This is a genomic window from Terrimonas alba (genome assembly GCF_042434975.1).
GTDB classification, from domain to species: domain Bacteria; phylum Bacteroidota; class Bacteroidia; order Chitinophagales; family Chitinophagaceae; genus Terrimonas_B; species Terrimonas_B alba.
Window position 1 is genome coordinate 633,983 of record NZ_JBHMQM010000004.1, and the last position, 17,460, is coordinate 651,442.

A 17,460-nucleotide genomic window follows, 5' to 3' on the forward strand; every position below is an offset into this window, starting at 1 on the left:
TTGTATGGCTATTAAAAAAAATGCTCCGCACAAGGCGGGAAAAGTGGCTCCTAAAAAAGCTGCACCAAAAAAAGCGGCTAAACCTGCAGCCAAGCCCTCTTCAAAGGCAGCAAAGCCTGCCGCTAAAAAGCCAGCTCCTAAAAAACCAGCCCCCGCACCGAAAAAGGCGGTCAAGGCTCCTGCAGCTAAAAAGCCTGTAGCTGCCAAACCTGTTGCTAAACCCGCTAAACATGCTGTGCCGGTTAAAAAGGCTGCACCCGTAAAACCTGCACCCCCTGTAGCGGCAAAACCTGAAGTAAAACCTGTAGAAGCTAAACCCGTGGAGGCGAAAGCCGCTCCGGTAAAAAAGCCGGCCGTACAGGGACCTCAGTCGTTGGTTTCTATAAAGCCGGTTGCGAAACCGGTTATTAAAAAGGAACCTGAGAAGCCCTCTAAAATTGTCATTCCAAAAACAACTATTAAGAGTGCTGTAAAGTATGAACCCGATTTCACTAAATCCGTATTAGATTCTTCACCTTCTTACGAACAAACTGGACCTACCATGAGATATGCTGATCAAGACCTTGCAGAATTCAGAGAAATCATCAATAAAAAATTAGACGCCGCTAAAAAAGAGTTGGCCTACTTACAGGGACTGATTACACGTCGTGATGAAGGCGGTGACATGGATGAGGCCCGCTATATGACCATGGAAGATGGTAGTGTGAGCATGGAACGTGAGCAACTGAGCCAGATGGCCAGTCGCCAGATTACCTTTATCGATCATCTGGAGAAAGCACTGATGCGAATCGAAAATAAAACCTATGGTGTTTGCCGTGTTACCGGTAAACTCATCGATAAGGCTCGTCTTCGTGCAGTGCCTCATGCTACGTTGAGCATTGAAGCCAAACAAATGATCAATAAATAATTACTGATTATTATTTATTTTAGTTCGGCCTCCTGCTATTGCAGGAGGCTTTTGTATTTGCCATAGGCGAAACTATTCTCTGCATTAAAATTCGTTGTACGTTTGCCTGCCTATTATCAAACCAACAGACTCTGATTATGACCATACATTTTGAATATGAAAAAGGACAGGTATTACAGGCGTTACGTTACCATTTCATTAGTCGCCCGGAAATACGTATCATGATCATATTGGTAAATGTATTTGCATTGGTCTCACTTGTATTATACATGATGAAAAAGATCACGCCATTTGCTTTTTTGGTGGGGTCACTTTTATGGATCATACTCATGATAAGCTTTTGGTTTATTCTTCCTATGATGGTTTATCGCAGGGCAGAAACATTTCGTCACGAATTCAGTATGAGCTTTGAAAATGAAGGATTTTCCCTGCAACATGAAAAAGGTTCACGGGCGTGGCCCTGGAAAGCGTTAAGCCACTTTATTGAAAGCCCGCATTTCTTTCATTTGTATTTTGATAGCCGGTCGTTTTTTCTGGTACCCAAAAGCGGCTTTCGTGATAAAGATGAAATATATGAGATGAGACAACTTCTCAATGAAAAATCCAGGAAAAAATAAACTGGTGAATGGATAGTTGTGACGATAAAACAATCTAACGGATGATAATCCTCCTTCAAAGCTCTTTTTCCATCACAAAGTGAGGAATCGTTACTTCAATGAATTGATCACCTTTTACTTTGTAGCCCACTTTTTCATAAAATCCGACGGCATTGTTACGGGCGTGCATGCGAACAATTTTATAGCCGCGGTCGCGGGCAAGATTTTCGGCAAAGTTCATCAGGGCCCTTCCAATCCCTTTACCCTGCAGATCATTGAGTACGGCCATTTGACGTAAGCGTACAATATCTGGCTGTTCCTCTACCAACATGCAGCATCCCAACATTCTGTCTTCTTCAAAAGCGCCGATAAACATATTGTCTTTTTCACTTTCCAGGTCTTCCTGCGTAAAGCATAACCCTAATGGTTTGCGCAGGATAGCGTCCCGCAGCTTTACCATCTGCATATATTCGGGGGAACCATAGTCAATAATTTTCAGCGCCATTGATTGTATTAATGTAGTTTGAAGGTTTTCAATTTACAAAGAACTTATAACACAGCCAACGGATATGCTTTATTATTTTAATCGGTTTTAAAATAAATAAAACCCCTTATTTACTTGTTCTCAGACGTTTAGGGTAAAATTGGAAAAAATTGGGTTTACGATGTTGGTTTACTCAAAAAGTATATTTTTGCACCCATAATAACTAAACTATTACGACATGTCAGACATTGCATCAAGAGTAAAAAAGATCATCATTGACAAATTAGGTGTTGACGAAGCAGAGGTAACAAATGAAGCTTCATTCACAAATGATCTGGGTGCCGATTCATTAGACACCGTTGAACTGATCATGGAATTTGAAAAAGAATTCAATATCTCCATCCCTGATGAGCAGGCTGAAACCATTACTACCGTAGGTCAGGCTGTTTCTTACCTGGAAGAGCATGCTAAATAATGAACCTGGTGCATTTCATCCCGACGACGTCGGGACAAATGATGTTAATGCCTGCTTGCCGTCTGGCTGTCGGCAGACAGGACAAACAGGTAAATAAATCAAAACCCGCCTTCTTATCCGATATACTGAGTTGAAAGTATTGGAGGAAGGCGGTTTTAATCTGGAACAAGGAATACGTCATAATAATTATAATGACCAATTCTTGCCCGAATTAATTTTCGCAACAAATTGTAATTAAGTCCAATATAATTAGCACATAAAAAGCTGAACAGACTATATGGAACTGAAAAGAGTAGTTGTTACAGGAATAGGCGCACTTACACCTTTGGGTAATTCGGTAGATGATTACTGGTCCGGGTTAATAAATGGTGTTTCTGGTGCTGATATGATCACCCTGTTTGATGCTGCTAAGTTTCGTACAAAGTTTGCCTGCGAGGTGAAGAATTTTGATCCTGTTCAGTTCCTTGATAAGAAAGAAGCAAGAAAAATTGACCGTTTTACTCAGTTAGCACTGGTTGCCAGCGACCAGGCCATGACCGATGCTGGCTTAAACCACGATAATATCAATCCTGATCGTATCGGAGTTGTGTTTGGTTCCGGTATAGGTGGCTTAATTACCTTTCAGAATGAAGTAATGGAGTTTGCCAAAGGTGATGGCACACCCCGCTTTAATCCTTTCTTTATTCCAAAAATGATACTGGATATCGCTGCCGGCCAAATCAGTATGCGTCATAATCTCCGCGGACCCAATTATGCCGTGGTAAGTGCCTGTGCCAGTAGTACGAACGCAATAATTGATGCGCTTACTATATTACGTCTTGGCAAAGCTGATATCATCGTCACCGGGGGTAGTGAAGCCGTTGTCAGCGAAGCAGGGGTAGGTGGTTTTAACGCCATGAAAGCAATGAGTGAAAGAAACGACGATCCCAAAACAGCCAGTCGCCCTTATGATAAGGATAGGGATGGATTTGTAATGGGCGAGGCAGCCGGGGTGTTAGTATTGGAAGAACTGGAACACGCAAAAGCAAGAGGAGCGAAAATATATTGCGAAGTAGTCGGTGGCGGAGCCTCGGCTGATGCTCACCATATTACTGCGCCACATCCGGAAGGGCTGGGTGCTAAGAACGTAATGCTGGCTGCACTGGACGATGCGGGGATGAAACGGGAAGATATTGACTATATCAATACTCACGGAACATCCACACCTTTGGGTGATATTGCCGAAACAAAAGCGATCATTGATGTTTTTGGCGAGCATGCTTATAAACTGAATATCAGTGCCACTAAAAGTATGACCGGGCATTGCCTGGGGGCTGCTGGTGTCATTGAAGCCATTGCTTGTATAAAATCTGTGGTGCATGATATGGTACCACCTACCATTAATCACTTCACTGATGATCCTGACCTGGATCCGAACCTTAATTTTACTTTCAATAAAGCACAAAATCGTATCGTTAACGCTGCATTGAGTAATACATTTGGCTTTGGTGGACATAATGCCTGCGTCATTGTGAAAAAGTATAAGGATTAATAACTTCTTGATCACGATTATTTTTTATCTGAAATTTTATTGCATAACTTTTTAGACCGGCAAACTTTTCAACAGCTGAATTTTTTTTCGTAGCTTGAATTCCGTGGATTTTATCACTAATCTTTTCAAGAAACATACAGGTTCGACCTTTAAAAAAGAGCTAACCAATATTCTGGGATTCAGTCCAAAGAATCTGTCACTTTATAAAACAGCATTGACCCACCGCTCTGTTCGTGAAGGCGCAGATGAAAACAATGAACGCCTTGAATACCTGGGTGACGCTGTGCTGAGTGCCCTGGTCGCCGATTATCTTTTCAAACGATATCCCTACAAAGAAGAAGGCTTTTTGACCGAAATGCGTAGCAAAATGGTCAACCGCCAGCAGTTAAACGAGATAGCTGTACGGATGGGGCTTAAAAAAATTACGCTTTATAATAAGATGGATGGCTCGCTGAAGGTGAGCCAGATATTTGGAAATACCCTAGAGGCCATGGTAGGCGCCGTGTATCTTGATCTTGGGTATAAAAAGACTGCGAAATGGGTGCAGGAATATATTCTTCTTCCCCACATGTTTATGGACGACCTGGAGAACCTCGAGATCAATCATAAGAACAAACTATACGGTTGGGCAAATAAGAACGGAAAAGTATTGGAATTTGAAACCATCAACGAGCAATTAGAGAATGGCCGGCGTCTCTTCACCGTTGCAGCGGTAATTGATGGTAAACAGGTAGCCCAGGGAAAAGCATTTAATAAAAAAGATGCCTCTCAAATTGCAGCCCAGGCCGCGGTAGAAAAAATGGGAATCATCAATGCAGATACACAGATAGAAGAAAGCGGCATCGGTCGTACCGCCTGATCCGGCCATCACTTTATTTTCTCTCCATGCACAGTTCGATCAACACGCCATTGGTATGTTTGGGATGTAAAAAACAAACCAGCTTATTGTCCGCACCAGCCTTCGGTTTTTCGTTGAGCAAAACAAAACCTTCAGCTTGAAGCCTTTTCATCTCAGCTTCGATATCCGCTACTTCAAAAGCAAGATGATGCGTCCCTTCCCCCTTTTTTTCAATGAAACGGGCAATCACTCCATCTGCATCTGTGCTTTCCAGCAATTCGATCTTTGCATCGCCGGTTTTAAAAAAAGCCGTGTTCACTTTTTCACTCTCTACCGTTTCGGTTTTATAACAGTTGGTATTCAGCAGCTTTTCAAATAAAGGCACTGAGGCGGCCAGGCTTTTTACTGCAATGCCGATATGCTCTATTTTTTGCATGACGCAAAGGTTAAAAGAATGATTGAGAGTGGTAAAAATAAAAATTTTCGCCATGCTTAATGGAGGTGAAACAGGGCTACGCTAGCTTTGAAATAGAACCTTTTGAGCTATTTTTGTGTTTAGTACAAGGAGCAAAAGCTATGGTGAAACTGCCTGTATATCTTGATCATAATGCCACCACACCCTGTGATCAACGGGTAGTAGAAACTATGCTCCCTTATTTCACGCAGTCATTCGGTAACGCAGCCAGCAGAACCCATCAATTAGGATGGGCCGCTGAACAGGCCGTGGAGGATGCCCGCGAACAGGTGGCTAAACTGGTAGAGGCTGAATCCAAAGAGATCGTTTTTACTTCCGGGGCCACCGAGGCAGATAACCTGGCGCTGAAGGGTGTTTTTGAAATGTATGCCGGAAAAGGCAACCATATCATCACCACTAATATTGAACACAAAGCAGTTCTTGACACTTGTCATCATATTGAAAAACGGGGCGGTGATGTCACTTACCTGGCTGTAAAAAGCAACGGGTTGATTGACCTGGAGGAGCTGGAGGCTGCCATCCAACCCACTACCATTCTTATTGCTATCATGTATGCTAATAACGAGATAGGCACCATAATGCCCATCAAAGAAATTGGTGCAATAGCGAAGAAAAAGGGAATAATCTTTTTTAGCGATGCTACCCAGGCCGTTGGAAAAATACCGGTCAATGTGATGGAAGATGGGATCGATCTGATGGCGTTTTCAGCGCATAAAATGTATGGGCCCAAAGGCGTGGGTGCGTTATATATCCGGAGAAAAAATCCCCGGGTAAAATTAGCAGCGCAGATTGATGGTGGTGGTCACGAAAAAGGAGTGAGAAGCGGCACCCTGAATGTACCGGGCATTGTTGGTTTTGGGAAGGCCTGCGAAATTTGTAGAAATGAGATGAGAGAAGAATCTGCAAGACTGGCTAAATTGAGAGACCGGCTCCAATCAGCCTTATTGAAGATTGAAGGATCAACCGTCAACGGTGATATTAAAAACAGGCTTCCACACGTTACTAATATGTCGTTCCGTTATATTGACGGAGAGATGCTGATGATGGGTTTAAATAAAAACATTGCTTTGTCATCGGGTTCGGCTTGTACATCGGCGGTGATGGAACCCTCTTATGTATTGAAAGCATTGGGTGTGGATGATGAATTGGCGTATGGCTCGTTGCGGTTTAGCCTGGGCCGGCATACAACAGAGGAAGAAATAGATTATGCCATTGAGCAGGTAACAAGCACGGTAAATAAATTAAGAGCGGAATCAATGGCGGGAAAGCTATAGTAAAAAAATAAAAATGATGAGCTACAGCCGGAATAAATTTTAGCTGTAGTTTACTTAGAGTTTAAAATTTCAAAATATGAGTGTATCATTAGACAATGGCATACATGTAAGCGATAAGGCAAAAGAAAGAATCAAAGAGCTTTTGAAAGAAGGCGGAAGAGGGGATGACCCATCGTACTTTCTGCGTGTAAGTGTAGTTGGCGGCGGTTGCTCAGGGTTAAGTTATAAAATGGATTTTGATAACGTGCAAAAACCCTCCGACCAGGTGTTTGAAGACAATGGGGTAAAAGTAGTAACCGATCTGAAAAGCTTTTTATATTTAGTAAACACGACACTTGACTTTTCTGATGGATTGAATGGAAAAGGTTTTTTCTTTAATAATCCAAATGCAAGCCGCACCTGTGGCTGCGGTGAGAGCTTTGCAGTATAGAATCTTTTTATAATGAAATGGGCCTCCCTTTACCGGGGGAGGCCTTTATTTTTATTGAATTTGTTTGGGTGCTTTTGCCGCTGTTGGCGGTTTAGGTGGTGGTGGCGGAGCAATGTTCACCTCTTCATCTTTTACAAACCCTGGCGGATCCAATTTTGTAACTCCTTTTTTCAAATGTTTGGTTCCTGGTTTCGCAGGCGGCGGTGGTGCAGGAACTGCAGCGGCCACTTCTTCATCAAGCATGATGGGCGGAGTTACGGCTTCTGTTTTTTCAACTACCGGAACTGGAGGAGGAGGAGGAGGCAGAGGAAGTTTTTTGTTTTGTGCCTGTGCTATCCCAACAATGCAAACCAGGCAAACGGGTATTAATATCTTCTTCATAAATTGGTTTTAGCATAAGATTCACCAGCGTCATAATTCCATATTTTTTAAGTGCGTCTTTTGCATCTGCCTCCGTTTTAGTTTTTGCCTTTTCACTTCTCACTTTTGCTTTTTCACTTTCTGATATTCTATTCGCTACTGATGGCTCACCTTTTTGCCTTATTTTGCAATATCTATGTGGTCCATTTGTAAAAAAGAACTCCGGCAGTTTTTCAGCAGTCTCACCGGCTATATTGCTATTATTGTTTTCCTGTTAGTGAATGGATTGACGCTTTTTGTCTTCGAGGATAATATTCTTGAGTTTGGCTACGCTACACTGGATCGTTTTTTTCAGTTAGCGCCATGGATACTATTGCTACTGATTCCTGCCATAACCATGCGAAGTTTTGCAGACGAGTTTAAGGGAGGTACCTTCGAAATTTTGCAAACAAGACCATTGACCCGCTGGCAAATAGTGGTCGGAAAATACCTGGGCAGCCTGGTAGTTGTATTGATAGCGCTGCTACCAACCATAGTATATATTGTTTCGATCCAGTCACTTTCATCCAACGATGGAATCGATATGGGAGCCACCATAGGTTCTTATATCGGTTTGTTTTTCCTGGCGGCTGTTTTTACTGCCATCGGTATCTGTGTGAGCAGTTTTACCAATAATGCCGTTGTGGCATTTATTATCAGCCTTATAGCCTGTGCGTTGTTGTATTATGGATTTAGTGCTATCAGCCGGCTTGCTGCATTAGAAGGGGGAGCGGACTATTATATTGAAATGCTGGGTATCGATTTTCATTATCGCAGCATCAGCCGCGGAGTTATTGACACAAGAGACCTGGTCTATTTCCTGAGTATGATTTTTTTATTTCTCACTATAACAGATCGTAATCTTTTAAAGCGATAGGATGGCAAATAAAGTTCCGGCCATGAAAACAATAAAAAATATAGGATGAAAACCCTTTTTGATAAAATATTGACCTCAAAATTTGGCTGGCTTTGGCTTTTATTGTTCTTGTTTTTTATAAACTTTCTCGCTTCAGCATTTCACTCCCGCATTGATCTTACAAAAGAAAAGCGATATACGTTGAGCAAGGCCACCCGGAATTTGCTGGTAGCCCTGGATGATAAGGTACAGATAGATGTTTTTTTGAAAGGGGAATTTCCGGCTGGTTTCAGAAAACTGGCTAATAGCACGGATGAGTTCCTGCAATTATTAAAAGATCGCAACGGTTCCAAAATAAGTTATCGTTTTATTTCACCGGAAGAAAAGATGCCGGGTTCACAGGTTTCTTATGGCGATTCGCTGATCAATCTCGGAGCGACACCTATTAACCTGACCGTTCAAAAAAAGACGGGAGAAAGCAGCAATATAATTTTCCCGGTAGCGCTGATGCAGTACAAAGGAAAGCAATCATTAGTCAATTTATACCCCGGCGCCAGCGGCAGAATTTCACAAGAGGAAATCAATAGCGCAGAAGCATTGATGGAGTATCAGTTTGCCAAAGCATTGGATAAAATGACTCAACAGCGAACTCCTGCAATAGTGTATGCGACCGGAAATGGTGAGCCTACCGATCACCGAGTAATTGACCTCGAACAAACTTTAATCAAAAATTACCGCTTTGGTCCGTTCGACATTTCTAAGAATCCAATACCGACTGAAGCAGATGTATTGATGATCGTAAAACCAAGTCAAACTTTTACCGAGGAAGAGAAATTTAAAATTGATCAGTTTGTAATGAATGGCGGTAAGCTGCTTTGTTTTATCGATAATCTTTTTGCAGAGCAGGACAGCCTTGCTTTTAAACCAGAGACTATTGCCTATGACAGGAACCTGAACTTAACTGATCTCTTTTTCCGCTACGGACTTCGGATCAATACTGACCTGGTAATGGATCTGCAGTGTGATATGATTCCCTTTGTTGTTGGCGGATCGGCCGATAATCCACAATATGAATTTTTACATTGGAATTACTTCCCTTTATTTACGCCTGCTGGCGCTCAATCATTAAACAAAAATCTTGGCTATATCGCCGGGCGTTTTGTTAATTCAATTGATACGATCAAAGTGGAGAATATCAGCAAAACACCATTGCTTGTTTCATCTGCCAATTCACGATCTATCAGTACGCCTGCCCTGATAAGTTTGAATGAGAATAAGAATACTCCTGAAGATGAAAAATTCAAGCGCAATGCTATTCCGGTGGCAATGATGCTGGAAGGAAAATTTAATTCGTTGTATAAGAACAGGGCAACAAAAGCACAGCTCGATAGTTTATCGCAACGCGGCGGACAGTTTGTTCCGTTGTCACAGGATAATAAAATGATCGTTGTGGCAGATGGTGATATTGTTTTGAATGATTTTATTCCCAGTGGCGGACCTAATAGCCAGCCGATACCATTGCCCATGGGTTGGAATAAATATACCTATGGGGAATACCAAAAACAGTCTGAATACGGAAAGCTTTTTATACCTGTAGCCAACCGGGAGTTTTTATTGAATTGTATTGAATACCTGGTGAATGATCCTGCCATCAGTCAAACAAGAAATAAAGATATCGTTCTTCGTTTGCTGGATTCAAAAAAAGTAGAAGCAAAAAAAACATTCTGGCAATTTATCAATATTGGGTTGCCGGTACTGCTGATAATTCTTGCAGGATTTATATACCAACAGGTGCGAAAGAGAAAATATGCCTGACAAAAATATTTTTTCTTGTGACACCCTGATGCCTGAGTCTTGTCGCTTGTCGCATCTCCGCTATCTTTGCCACTCAATTCAGTATAGTCTTTATGAATGCAGACCAGATCACGTATTTAGTTTTTGGAGTTGTATTGGTGCTTGCCCTGGTTTTTGATCTGGGTCTTTTAAGCAAAAAAGGAAAAAAGGTTTCAATTAGACAAGCCTTGTATCAAACCTTTTTTTGGGTAGGCCTTGCCCTGGCGTTCTTCATTTTTATGTGGCTGGAAAATGGGCAGACAATTGCTCTTGAATACCTGAGTGCTTACCTGATGGAGTGGAGCCTGAGTATCGATAATATTTTCGTTTTTATATTGATCTTCTCTGCCTTTTCGGTCAAAGAAAAAAATTATGGCCGGGTCTTGCTGATAGGAATTTTGATGGCTATCGTTTTCCGCATCATTTTCATTACTGTTGGAGTGGCACTGGTGGATAGGTTTCACTGGATACTATATGTTTTTGGTGTCTTCCTTGTATACACCGGGTATAAAATGTTTACTACTGATGAAGAGGAGGAGTTCAATCCGCAGCAAAGCAGGGTTTATAAAACATTAAAGCGGGTGTTGCCTCTTGTACCTCATGATGGTGATGGCAGATTTTCCGTTCGGCATGATGGCAAAAAGTTTTACACCACTCTTTTTGTCGTCGTGATTATGCTGGCTACCATCGATGTGGTCTTCGCCCTGGATTCTATTCCCGCGGTAATGGGTATATCGAGAGACAGAATGGTGATTTACACGTCGAATATTTTTGCTGTGCTGGGTCTGCGATCCTTATTCTTTTTGCTGCGTGGCGCTGTTAGCAAGTTTGACTTTTTACCACAAGGTATTGCGATTGTATTAATCTTTATCGGGTTGAAAATGTTAGGCGAGCATTGGATCAACCAATGGCTTGATAAAACAAACCAGGTTTTTATTTCATTGGGTGTAATATTTGCCTGTATTTTCGGATCTATTTTCTATTCTATTTTTATAGATAAGAAGCCGGAAGCAGCAGTAGAAGGAGAAGTGCTGGAAGATGAAACCATTTACTGAGCTAATTACTAATTCTTGAAATACTCATTGCATCATATTGCGGCAATAGTGGCGGCTCCTTACCAAACTATTGAAGATGTAGTTATCGATCACCTCTTATTAGACAGCCGAAAAGTTTATTCCCCATCGTCTTCGCTTTTTTTTGCTTTGAAGGGACCAAGACGGGATGGTCACCAGTTCATACCAGAGCTTTACAAAAAAGGCCTTCGCAGTTTTGTTGTTAGTGAACAACCTGAACAGGCTAATTACCCTGCGGCGAACTTTCTTGTTGTACCAGATACCCTGGCGGCCCTGCAACAATTGGCCATCCATCATCGGAAAAGTTTTGATATACCGGTGATAGGTATTACGGGTAGTAATGGGAAAACGATCGTTAAAGAATGGCTCTACCAGCTCTTACACCAGGACTATCATATTGTCCGGAGCCCAAAAAGTTATAACTCACAGATCGGTGTTCCGCTAAGTGTGTGGCAAATGGAAGAACAACACACGCTGGGCATTTTTGAAGCTGGTATTTCATTACCCGGCGAAATGGAATCATTGGAAAAAATCATTCAACCCACGATTGGAATTTTAACCAATATCGGTGAGGCGCATAACGAGGGTTTTACTGATAAAAAACAAAAGCTGGTAGAGAAGCTTCAACTCTTCCGGCATTGCCAGCTGATCATTGCACGGGAAAAAGACGTTGAGAGCGAAAAAGGGTTGATCAGCTCTTTTGAAAGGAATCCACAACTTCTGACATGGGGCCTTTCAACCACCTGTGATCTGACTGTAAAGCATATTGAAAAAGAAGAAGGCCATACAACTATTACAGTTTGCCCGGGCTCTGCCGACATATCTTTTGTTATTCCTTTTACTGATGACGCATCGATAGAAAACGCTATCACCTGTTTTTTTACTTTGTTGCAATTAGGAGTAGAGCAAAGTGTTATTTCAAACCGAATGAAGCAACTTCAGCCCGTTAACATGCGGTTGGAGTTAAAAAAGGGCATCAATCATTGCATTATTATCAATGACAGTTATAGTGCGGATATTGACTCGCTTGAAATTGCCTTGAATTTTTTAGATCAGCAAAAAAGCTTTTCGAAAAAGACAGTCATCCTTTCGGATGTTTTACAAACCGCCAGGCTGGATGCGCAATTATATTCTTATGTTATTGAGCGGTTGAAAAAACACCAGGTAAGCCGGCTGATAGGTATCGGAGAACATATTGCTGAAACATTGCGGCATGTCCCTGCCGATGAAGGATTCATCATAGAGTTGTTTTCCTCAACTGAAAGCTATCTTCAACAGTTCCGTTCTTCTCAGTTTAGAGAGGAAGTTGTTCTGGTAAAAGGAGCAAGGGTATTCGGCTTCGAACAAATTGTGCAATTGCTGGAACAAAAAGTACATCAAACTGTGCTGGAGATTAACCTTAATGCGATTGTTCACAATGTAAAAGCCTATCAAAAAACCCTGAAACCGTCTACTAAAATGATGGCGATGGTAAAGGCCTTTGCATACGGAAGCGGAGGTGCTGAGATCGCAGGCATTTTACAATACCAGAATATCGATTATCTCGGTGTTGCGTATGCTGATGAAGGGGTAGAATTGCGTAAATCCGGAATTGTGTTGCCTGTCATGGTCATGAATCCCGAGGAGTCTGCTTTTGATTCGATAGCCGAGTATAATCTTGAACCCGATATTTATTCGTTTGACCTGCTGCGCTCATTTGAAAACTTTTTGCAGAATGAAGGAATTCAGCGCTACCCGGTTCACATAGAAATAGAGACAGGAATGAACCGGTTAGGATTTGCCATCGATGAAATAGTGCAACTGGCAACACATCTTGGATCAACATCATTGCTAAAAGTGCAAACTGTCTTTTCTCATCTTGCTGCCAGCGAAGATCCACAGCAAGATGCTTTTACTTCACAACAGCTCGATGCGTACAAACATGCCGTTAGTCAATTAAAAGAAAAAATCAGCTATCCCTTTTTACAACACATCAGTAATTCGGCTGGTATTTTCAGGCGCCCCGAACTTCATCTTGACATGGTCCGGCTGGGGATTGGTATGTACGGGGTAGATAGTGCCGTTGATCACCAGGCGTTGTTGCAACCTGTGGCTACATTAAAAACAACGATAGCGCAATTGAAACATTTGAAAAAAGGAGAATCGGTTGGTTATAATCGCAGGGGTGTTGTACAACGGGATTCAGTGATAGCTACGGTCCGGATCGGATATGCTGATGGCTATTCAAGAAAGCTTGGAAATGGCAATGGCAAAATGTGGGTAAAGGGAAAACTGGTACCGGTTATTGGCAGCATTTGCATGGATATGACGATGATCGACGTAACAGGCATATCCCATATACAGGAAGGCGATGAAGTGATCATTTTTGGAAAAGAGTTACCAGTTCAGCATGTGGCCGAATGGGCCGGCACTATTCCATATGAAATAATGACGAGCATTTCGCAGCGGGTAAAACGGGTTTATTATGAAGAATAAATAAGAAAATCATAGAAAATAAATCCCTTTCCCCTGCTTCCCCCTCGCTATACCCCTTCCTATATATCCATTATATTTGCTGATTAAAAACTTAGCAGTGAAGCTTAGAAATACGGTTCTGATTATTGCCCTTATTATTATCGCTGACCAGGCCCTGAAAATATGGATCAAAACAAGTTTTCCTTTTGGAGATACAAAACTTACTGGACTGGAATGGTTCAAACTTTATTTTATTGAAAATAAAGGAATGGCCTGGGGCTGGGAATTTGGCGGTGAATGGGGGAAAATGATCTTAACGCTTTTCAGGTTGGGTGCCGTGATATTCGGAACCTGGTACATTGGTAAAATTGTCAAGCAAAAGTATAGCAAGGGGTTTATTATATGCGCAGCACTTATTTATGCAGGTGCATTGGGCAACCTTATAGATAGCATGTTTTACGGATTGATATTTGAAGACAGTTCGTATTCCCATGTGGCTGAAATGTTTCCTCCGCAGGGATATGCCGGCTTCCTTCATGGACGGGTTGTGGATATGCTTTATTTCCCTATTATCAGAGATGCGCATTTTCCTTCCTGGTTTCCTTTTGTGGGGGGTGACGATTTTGAATTTTTTAGCCCGATCTTTAATATAGCTGATGCCTCTATTTCAATTGGCGTTATTACCTTATTTGTGTTTCAAAAAAAGTTCTTCAAAAAACATCATGAAGAAGAGAAACATCCGACTGTTGAAACCAGTACGGAAGTAAGCGATAAAATGCAGGTGCTTTAAAAAAACGAAACCGGTTCTGATACGAACCGGTTTTTGCTTGCCTTTCAGCAAGTTTTTATTTGTTGTAAAGGGAATACTTCATCAGAGCAAAGTATTATTCATAATTAGAGAACCAGTCTCTTCCTTCAGGCTCTACATCTTTTGCTTTTTTCAAACGAGGTGTCAACGCTTTGATCATGCTTTTGTAGGCATTGACCATGGGATGAATACGAATACGGCTTGGAGTTTTTGATTCGTTTGAAAGCAGTGCTTTCAGTCTTGGCGAAGGATCACCATTTTTTGCTTCTGATACAGCTTTCTCAATAGCCTTTAACGGGTAAGCCGAGTAATAAAAGGACGGTTTAATGTTGTTTTTCATAAGGTTGGATTGTAGTAAATTTTCGACTAGAAAGATAGTCAGGAAACCACCTAATTTACAAGCACGGCCAGATGAAAAAAGAGAAGAACCAGCAGTTCTTCTCTTTTTACGATAGAAAATATACTATTGTTTTAATTCAATTTTCCAACCATATTGGCCGGTACCACCCATTCATCAAATTCCTTTGGCGTCAGGTAGCCCAGCTTCACCGCCATTTCTTTTAGTGTAGTTCCTTCTTTGTGTGCCTTTTGAGCAATTTCCGCCGCTTTGTAATAGCCGATCTTCGTATTTAATGAAGTAACCAGCATCAGCGAATTGTCAACGTGTTTTTTGATATTCGAGGCAATGGGTTCTATTCCTTCGGCACATTTATCATTAAAGCTGACACAGCCGTCGCCAATCAATCTGGCACTATGCAGGAAATTATAAATCATCACCGGCTTAAACACATTTAATTCAAAATGACCGTTGCTGCCGCCTACACTGATGGCCACATCATTACCGATTACTTGTGCAGCAATCATCGTCAGTGCTTCGCATTGTGTTGGATTTACCTTGCCGGGCATAATAGAAGAACCTGGTTCATTATCCGGGATAAATAGTTCGCCGATCCCGCTTCTTGGTCCTGAAGACAGCATGCGAATATCGTTGGCGATCTTCATCAGGCTCACTGCTACCATCTTCAGGGCGCCGTGTGCTTCAACAATGGCATCATGTGCTGCCAGGGCTTCAAATTTATTGTCGGCTGTTTTAAAAGGAAGCCTGGTAAGTTTGGCAATTTGTTTGGCCACGTTCGCAGCATAGTTTGGCGGTGTGTTAATGCCCGTACCTACTGCAGTTCCTCCCAGCGCCAGTTCACTCAAATGGGCTAGTGAGTTATTGATCGCTTTCAATCCATGATCCAATTGCGACACATAACCGCTGAATTCCTGGCCTACAGTTAATGGCGTAGCGTCCATGAAGTGAGTGCGGCCGATCTTCACTACTTTCATGTATTTCTTACTCTTCTTCGCAAGTGTATCACGGAGCTTTTTGATACCGGGAATCGTAGTCTCTACCAAAATTTTATAAGCGGCAATATGCATTGCTGTGGGGAACGTATCGTTCGATGATTGTGATTTATTGACATCATCGTTAGGGTGTAAGAATTTTTCTTTATCGGTAAGTTTACCGCCTCTCAACACATGACCGCGGTAAGCGACCACCTCGTTTACATTCATATTGCTTTGAGTACCGCTACCTGTTTGCCAAACCACAAGCGGAAAATAATCATCCAGTTTTCCATCCAGTATTTCATCACATACTTTACCGATCAGGGCAGTTTTATTTTTTGCCAATACACCAGCTTCCTGGTTAGTAATAGCAGCTGCTTTTTTCAGGTAGGCAAAGGCGCGGATAATTTCCTTTGGCATTTTATTGATATCCTGTGCAATCCTGAAATTGTCGATGCTGCGTTGTGTTTGTGCGCCATAATAGGCGTTGGCAGGCACTTTCACTTCGCCCATGGTGTCTTTTTCTATACGATAATCCATACAATACAATTTTGTGCCGCAAATGTAGGTAATTAGTAAGTTTAAGCGTTTTAGACAAGCTGACCAACGATTGTTATTGAAAGAGGGCTAATAAAAAAATCTTTCAAGATTTACCGGATCATTGCAATTTTGATGACTCAAATAAAAATAGCTATGCAAAAAATATCTCCCTTAATCAGTGCAATAGAATTGACCTCATTGATATCAAATGAAAATCTTGTTTTGATTGATGCAAGGACGGGACCCGGGATAAAGGAAAAATATAACGGCCAGCATTTGAAGGGAGCGTTATTTGTGGATTTGGAAGAGGATCTGTCTGAAAAAAAAGATCCGGCAAACGGGGGGCGTCATCCTTTACCGGCGGTAAAAGATTTTGCGGCTTTGCTCGGGCAATTGGGCATTGATAAAGCAAGCCATGTGGTGGTTTACGATGATAAAAGCGGTGCAAATGCTGCCGCTCGTTTTTGGTGGATGATGAGATCCGTTGGACATGAAAAAGTCCAGGTGCTTGATGGAGGATTACAGGCTGCACAAAATGCGGGCCTGCCAATAACCAGCGAAGCTTCAAAAGCAAGAACAAAATCGGCTTATCCTGTTATTGAATGGGTATTACCGACCGTTGATATCAATATAGTGGCAAACGCAGTGCAAGACCCCGGCTACAAAGTGGTCGATGTAAGAGAAGCATTCCGGTATCGCGGCGAAAGCGAACCAATCGACACCGTTGCAGGTCATATCCCGGGAGCAGTCAATATTCCCTATGCCGGCAATCTGGATGCAAACGGAGATTTTCTTTCACCCGGGGAATTGGCGACAAAATATAAAGAAGTGCTTGGCGACAAGGGTTCCAAACAGGTGATCGTCCACTGCGGATCAGGCGTTACGGCCTGCCATACGCTATTGGCAATGGATCAGGCAGGGCTCGGGATACCATCCTTATATGTCGGTTCCTGGAGTGAATGGTCGAGAAATGACCGGCCGGTAGCTACTGGTAATAAACCATGATTCATTAAGATATCATGTCCTTATATTGACTCAAAACAATTTTGTGCAAATTTGTATTTGCCAGGTTGACCTGTTTTACCCTAACTTAGATGCTGATCTTGCGCCTTTATCCCGGCGCTAATTTCTCCCATCCAATACCTTTTGTAAGGG

The 17,460-nt window shown here is 42.1% G+C and carries 18 protein-coding genes; 13 read left to right on the forward strand and 5 right to left on the reverse strand.

Going from position 1 to position 17,460, the window contains the following annotated elements:
* Positions 1 to 4: 4 nt before the first annotated feature.
* Positions 5 to 907: a TraR/DksA family transcriptional regulator gene (locus tag ACFEL9_RS14640; protein ID WP_385891386.1), complete on the forward strand. Its 903-nt coding sequence runs from the start codon at positions 5 to 7 to the stop codon at positions 905 to 907.
* A 137-nt stretch (positions 908 to 1,044) separates the two neighbouring features.
* Positions 1,045 to 1,524 carry a YcxB family protein gene (locus ACFEL9_RS14645; RefSeq protein WP_385891389.1) on the forward strand — a complete coding sequence of 160 codons (480 nt, stop codon included), beginning with the start codon at positions 1,045 to 1,047 and terminating at the stop codon, positions 1,522 to 1,524.
* Between the two features lie 55 nt (positions 1,525 to 1,579).
* Here ACFEL9_RS14645 and ACFEL9_RS14650 read toward each other — a convergent pair whose 3' ends face one another.
* The gene (locus tag ACFEL9_RS14650) at positions 1,580 to 2,008 is read right to left on the reverse strand and encodes a GNAT family N-acetyltransferase (protein ID WP_385891392.1); all 429 of its coding nucleotides are present in this window, start codon (positions 2,006 to 2,008) and stop codon (positions 1,580 to 1,582) included.
* A 217-nt stretch (positions 2,009 to 2,225) separates the two neighbouring features.
* Here ACFEL9_RS14650 and ACFEL9_RS14655 point away from each other — a divergent pair, with 217 nt between their 5' ends.
* From ACFEL9_RS14655 to rnc, 3 genes are all read left to right on the forward strand, one after another.
* Positions 2,226 to 2,462, forward strand: a complete 237-nt coding sequence (locus ACFEL9_RS14655; protein ID WP_276503091.1) for an acyl carrier protein — start codon at positions 2,226 to 2,228, stop codon at positions 2,460 to 2,462.
* Positions 2,463 to 2,739: 277 nt separating this feature from the next.
* Positions 2,740 to 3,993: a beta-ketoacyl-ACP synthase II gene (gene fabF / locus ACFEL9_RS14660; RefSeq protein WP_385891394.1), complete on the forward strand. Its 1,254-nt coding sequence runs from the start codon at positions 2,740 to 2,742 to the stop codon at positions 3,991 to 3,993.
* Between the two features lie 103 nt (positions 3,994 to 4,096).
* Positions 4,097 to 4,852 carry a ribonuclease III gene (gene rnc / locus ACFEL9_RS14665; protein WP_385891397.1) on the forward strand — a complete coding sequence of 252 codons (756 nt, stop codon included), beginning with the start codon at positions 4,097 to 4,099 and terminating at the stop codon, positions 4,850 to 4,852.
* 13 nt (positions 4,853 to 4,865) lie between these two features.
* Here the strand turns inward: rnc and mce are convergent, their stop codons facing one another.
* Positions 4,866 to 5,267 (reverse strand): methylmalonyl-CoA epimerase, encoded by a 402-nt coding sequence (gene mce, locus ACFEL9_RS14670; protein WP_385891400.1) that lies wholly within the window; start codon positions 5,265 to 5,267, stop codon positions 4,866 to 4,868.
* 59 nt (positions 5,268 to 5,326) lie between these two features.
* Between mce and ACFEL9_RS14675 the strand changes: the two genes are divergently transcribed.
* On the forward strand, positions 5,327 to 6,580 hold the full coding sequence (locus ACFEL9_RS14675) for an IscS subfamily cysteine desulfurase (protein WP_385891403.1): 1,254 nt from the start codon (positions 5,327 to 5,329) through the stop codon (positions 6,578 to 6,580).
* 76 nt (positions 6,581 to 6,656) lie between these two features.
* On the forward strand, positions 6,657 to 7,010 hold the full coding sequence (locus tag ACFEL9_RS14680) for a HesB/IscA family protein (RefSeq protein WP_276503086.1): 354 nt from the start codon (positions 6,657 to 6,659) through the stop codon (positions 7,008 to 7,010).
* A 51-nt stretch (positions 7,011 to 7,061) separates the two neighbouring features.
* Here the strand turns inward: ACFEL9_RS14680 and ACFEL9_RS14685 are convergent, their stop codons facing one another.
* Positions 7,062 to 7,391, reverse strand: a complete 330-nt coding sequence (locus tag ACFEL9_RS14685; RefSeq protein WP_385891405.1) for a hypothetical protein — start codon at positions 7,389 to 7,391, stop codon at positions 7,062 to 7,064.
* 175 nt (positions 7,392 to 7,566) lie between these two features.
* Here ACFEL9_RS14685 and gldF point away from each other — a divergent pair, with 175 nt between their 5' ends.
* From gldF to ACFEL9_RS14710, 5 genes are all read left to right on the forward strand, one after another.
* On the forward strand, positions 7,567 to 8,286 hold the full coding sequence (gldF, locus tag ACFEL9_RS14690; protein ID WP_385891408.1) for a gliding motility-associated ABC transporter permease subunit GldF: 720 nt from the start codon (positions 7,567 to 7,569) through the stop codon (positions 8,284 to 8,286).
* A 45-nt stretch (positions 8,287 to 8,331) separates the two neighbouring features.
* Positions 8,332 to 10,080, forward strand: coding sequence for a gliding motility-associated ABC transporter substrate-binding protein GldG (gene gldG / locus ACFEL9_RS14695; RefSeq protein ID WP_385891410.1), 1,749 nt, complete (start codon positions 8,332 to 8,334; stop codon positions 10,078 to 10,080).
* A gap of 92 nt (positions 10,081 to 10,172) precedes the next feature.
* The gene (locus ACFEL9_RS14700; RefSeq protein WP_385891413.1) at positions 10,173 to 11,153 is read left to right on the forward strand and encodes a TerC/Alx family metal homeostasis membrane protein; all 981 of its coding nucleotides are present in this window, start codon (positions 10,173 to 10,175) and stop codon (positions 11,151 to 11,153) included.
* 15 nt (positions 11,154 to 11,168) lie between these two features.
* Positions 11,169 to 13,646, forward strand: coding sequence for a bifunctional UDP-N-acetylmuramoyl-tripeptide:D-alanyl-D-alanine ligase/alanine racemase (locus ACFEL9_RS14705; RefSeq protein WP_385891416.1), 2,478 nt, complete (start codon positions 11,169 to 11,171; stop codon positions 13,644 to 13,646).
* A 97-nt stretch (positions 13,647 to 13,743) separates the two neighbouring features.
* Entirely contained in the window at positions 13,744 to 14,415 is a 672-nt protein-coding gene (locus ACFEL9_RS14710) for a lipoprotein signal peptidase (protein ID WP_385891419.1), read from the forward strand.
* Between the two features lie 94 nt (positions 14,416 to 14,509).
* Here ACFEL9_RS14710 and ACFEL9_RS14715 read toward each other — a convergent pair whose 3' ends face one another.
* Positions 14,510 to 14,773, reverse strand: coding sequence for a hypothetical protein (locus tag ACFEL9_RS14715; protein ID WP_385891422.1), 264 nt, complete (start codon positions 14,771 to 14,773; stop codon positions 14,510 to 14,512).
* A gap of 131 nt (positions 14,774 to 14,904) precedes the next feature.
* On the reverse strand, positions 14,905 to 16,305 hold the full coding sequence (fumC, locus tag ACFEL9_RS14720) for a class II fumarate hydratase (protein WP_385891424.1): 1,401 nt from the start codon (positions 16,303 to 16,305) through the stop codon (positions 14,905 to 14,907).
* A gap of 153 nt (positions 16,306 to 16,458) precedes the next feature.
* Between fumC and ACFEL9_RS14725 the strand changes: the two genes are divergently transcribed.
* Positions 16,459 to 17,310, forward strand: a complete 852-nt coding sequence (locus ACFEL9_RS14725; protein WP_385891428.1) for a sulfurtransferase — start codon at positions 16,459 to 16,461, stop codon at positions 17,308 to 17,310.
* Positions 17,311 to 17,460 lie beyond the last annotated feature (150 nt).

What these genes read in the sequence shown, in the direction of transcription:
- ACFEL9_RS14640 (WP_385891386.1), top strand. Translation starts at nt 5, where the DNA reads ATGGCTATTAAAAAAAATGCTCCGCACAAGGCGGGAAAAGTGGCTCCT.
- ACFEL9_RS14645 (WP_385891389.1), top strand. Translation starts at nt 1,045, where the DNA reads ATGACCATACATTTTGAATATGAAAAAGGACAGGTATTACAGGCGTTA.
- ACFEL9_RS14650 (WP_385891392.1), bottom strand. Translation starts at nt 2,008, where the DNA reads ATGGCGCTGAAAATTATTGACTATGGTTCCCCCGAATATATGCAGATG.
- ACFEL9_RS14655 (WP_276503091.1), top strand. Translation starts at nt 2,226, where the DNA reads ATGTCAGACATTGCATCAAGAGTAAAAAAGATCATCATTGACAAATTA.
- fabF (WP_385891394.1), top strand. Translation starts at nt 2,740, where the DNA reads ATGGAACTGAAAAGAGTAGTTGTTACAGGAATAGGCGCACTTACACCT.
- mce (WP_385891400.1), bottom strand. Translation starts at nt 5,267, where the DNA reads ATGCAAAAAATAGAGCATATCGGCATTGCAGTAAAAAGCCTGGCCGCC.
- ACFEL9_RS14675 (WP_385891403.1), top strand. Translation starts at nt 5,327, where the DNA reads ATGGAGGTGAAACAGGGCTACGCTAGCTTTGAAATAGAACCTTTTGAG.
- ACFEL9_RS14680 (WP_276503086.1), top strand. Translation starts at nt 6,657, where the DNA reads ATGAGTGTATCATTAGACAATGGCATACATGTAAGCGATAAGGCAAAA.
- ACFEL9_RS14685 (WP_385891405.1), bottom strand. Translation starts at nt 7,391, where the DNA reads ATGAAGAAGATATTAATACCCGTTTGCCTGGTTTGCATTGTTGGGATA.
- gldF (WP_385891408.1), top strand. Translation starts at nt 7,567, where the DNA reads ATGTGGTCCATTTGTAAAAAAGAACTCCGGCAGTTTTTCAGCAGTCTC.
- gldG (WP_385891410.1), top strand. Translation starts at nt 8,332, where the DNA reads ATGAAAACCCTTTTTGATAAAATATTGACCTCAAAATTTGGCTGGCTT.
- ACFEL9_RS14700 (WP_385891413.1), top strand. Translation starts at nt 10,173, where the DNA reads ATGAATGCAGACCAGATCACGTATTTAGTTTTTGGAGTTGTATTGGTG.
- ACFEL9_RS14715 (WP_385891422.1), bottom strand. Translation starts at nt 14,773, where the DNA reads ATGAAAAACAACATTAAACCGTCCTTTTATTACTCGGCTTACCCGTTA.
- fumC (WP_385891424.1), bottom strand. Translation starts at nt 16,305, where the DNA reads ATGGATTATCGTATAGAAAAAGACACCATGGGCGAAGTGAAAGTGCCT.
- ACFEL9_RS14725 (WP_385891428.1), top strand. Translation starts at nt 16,459, where the DNA reads ATGCAAAAAATATCTCCCTTAATCAGTGCAATAGAATTGACCTCATTG.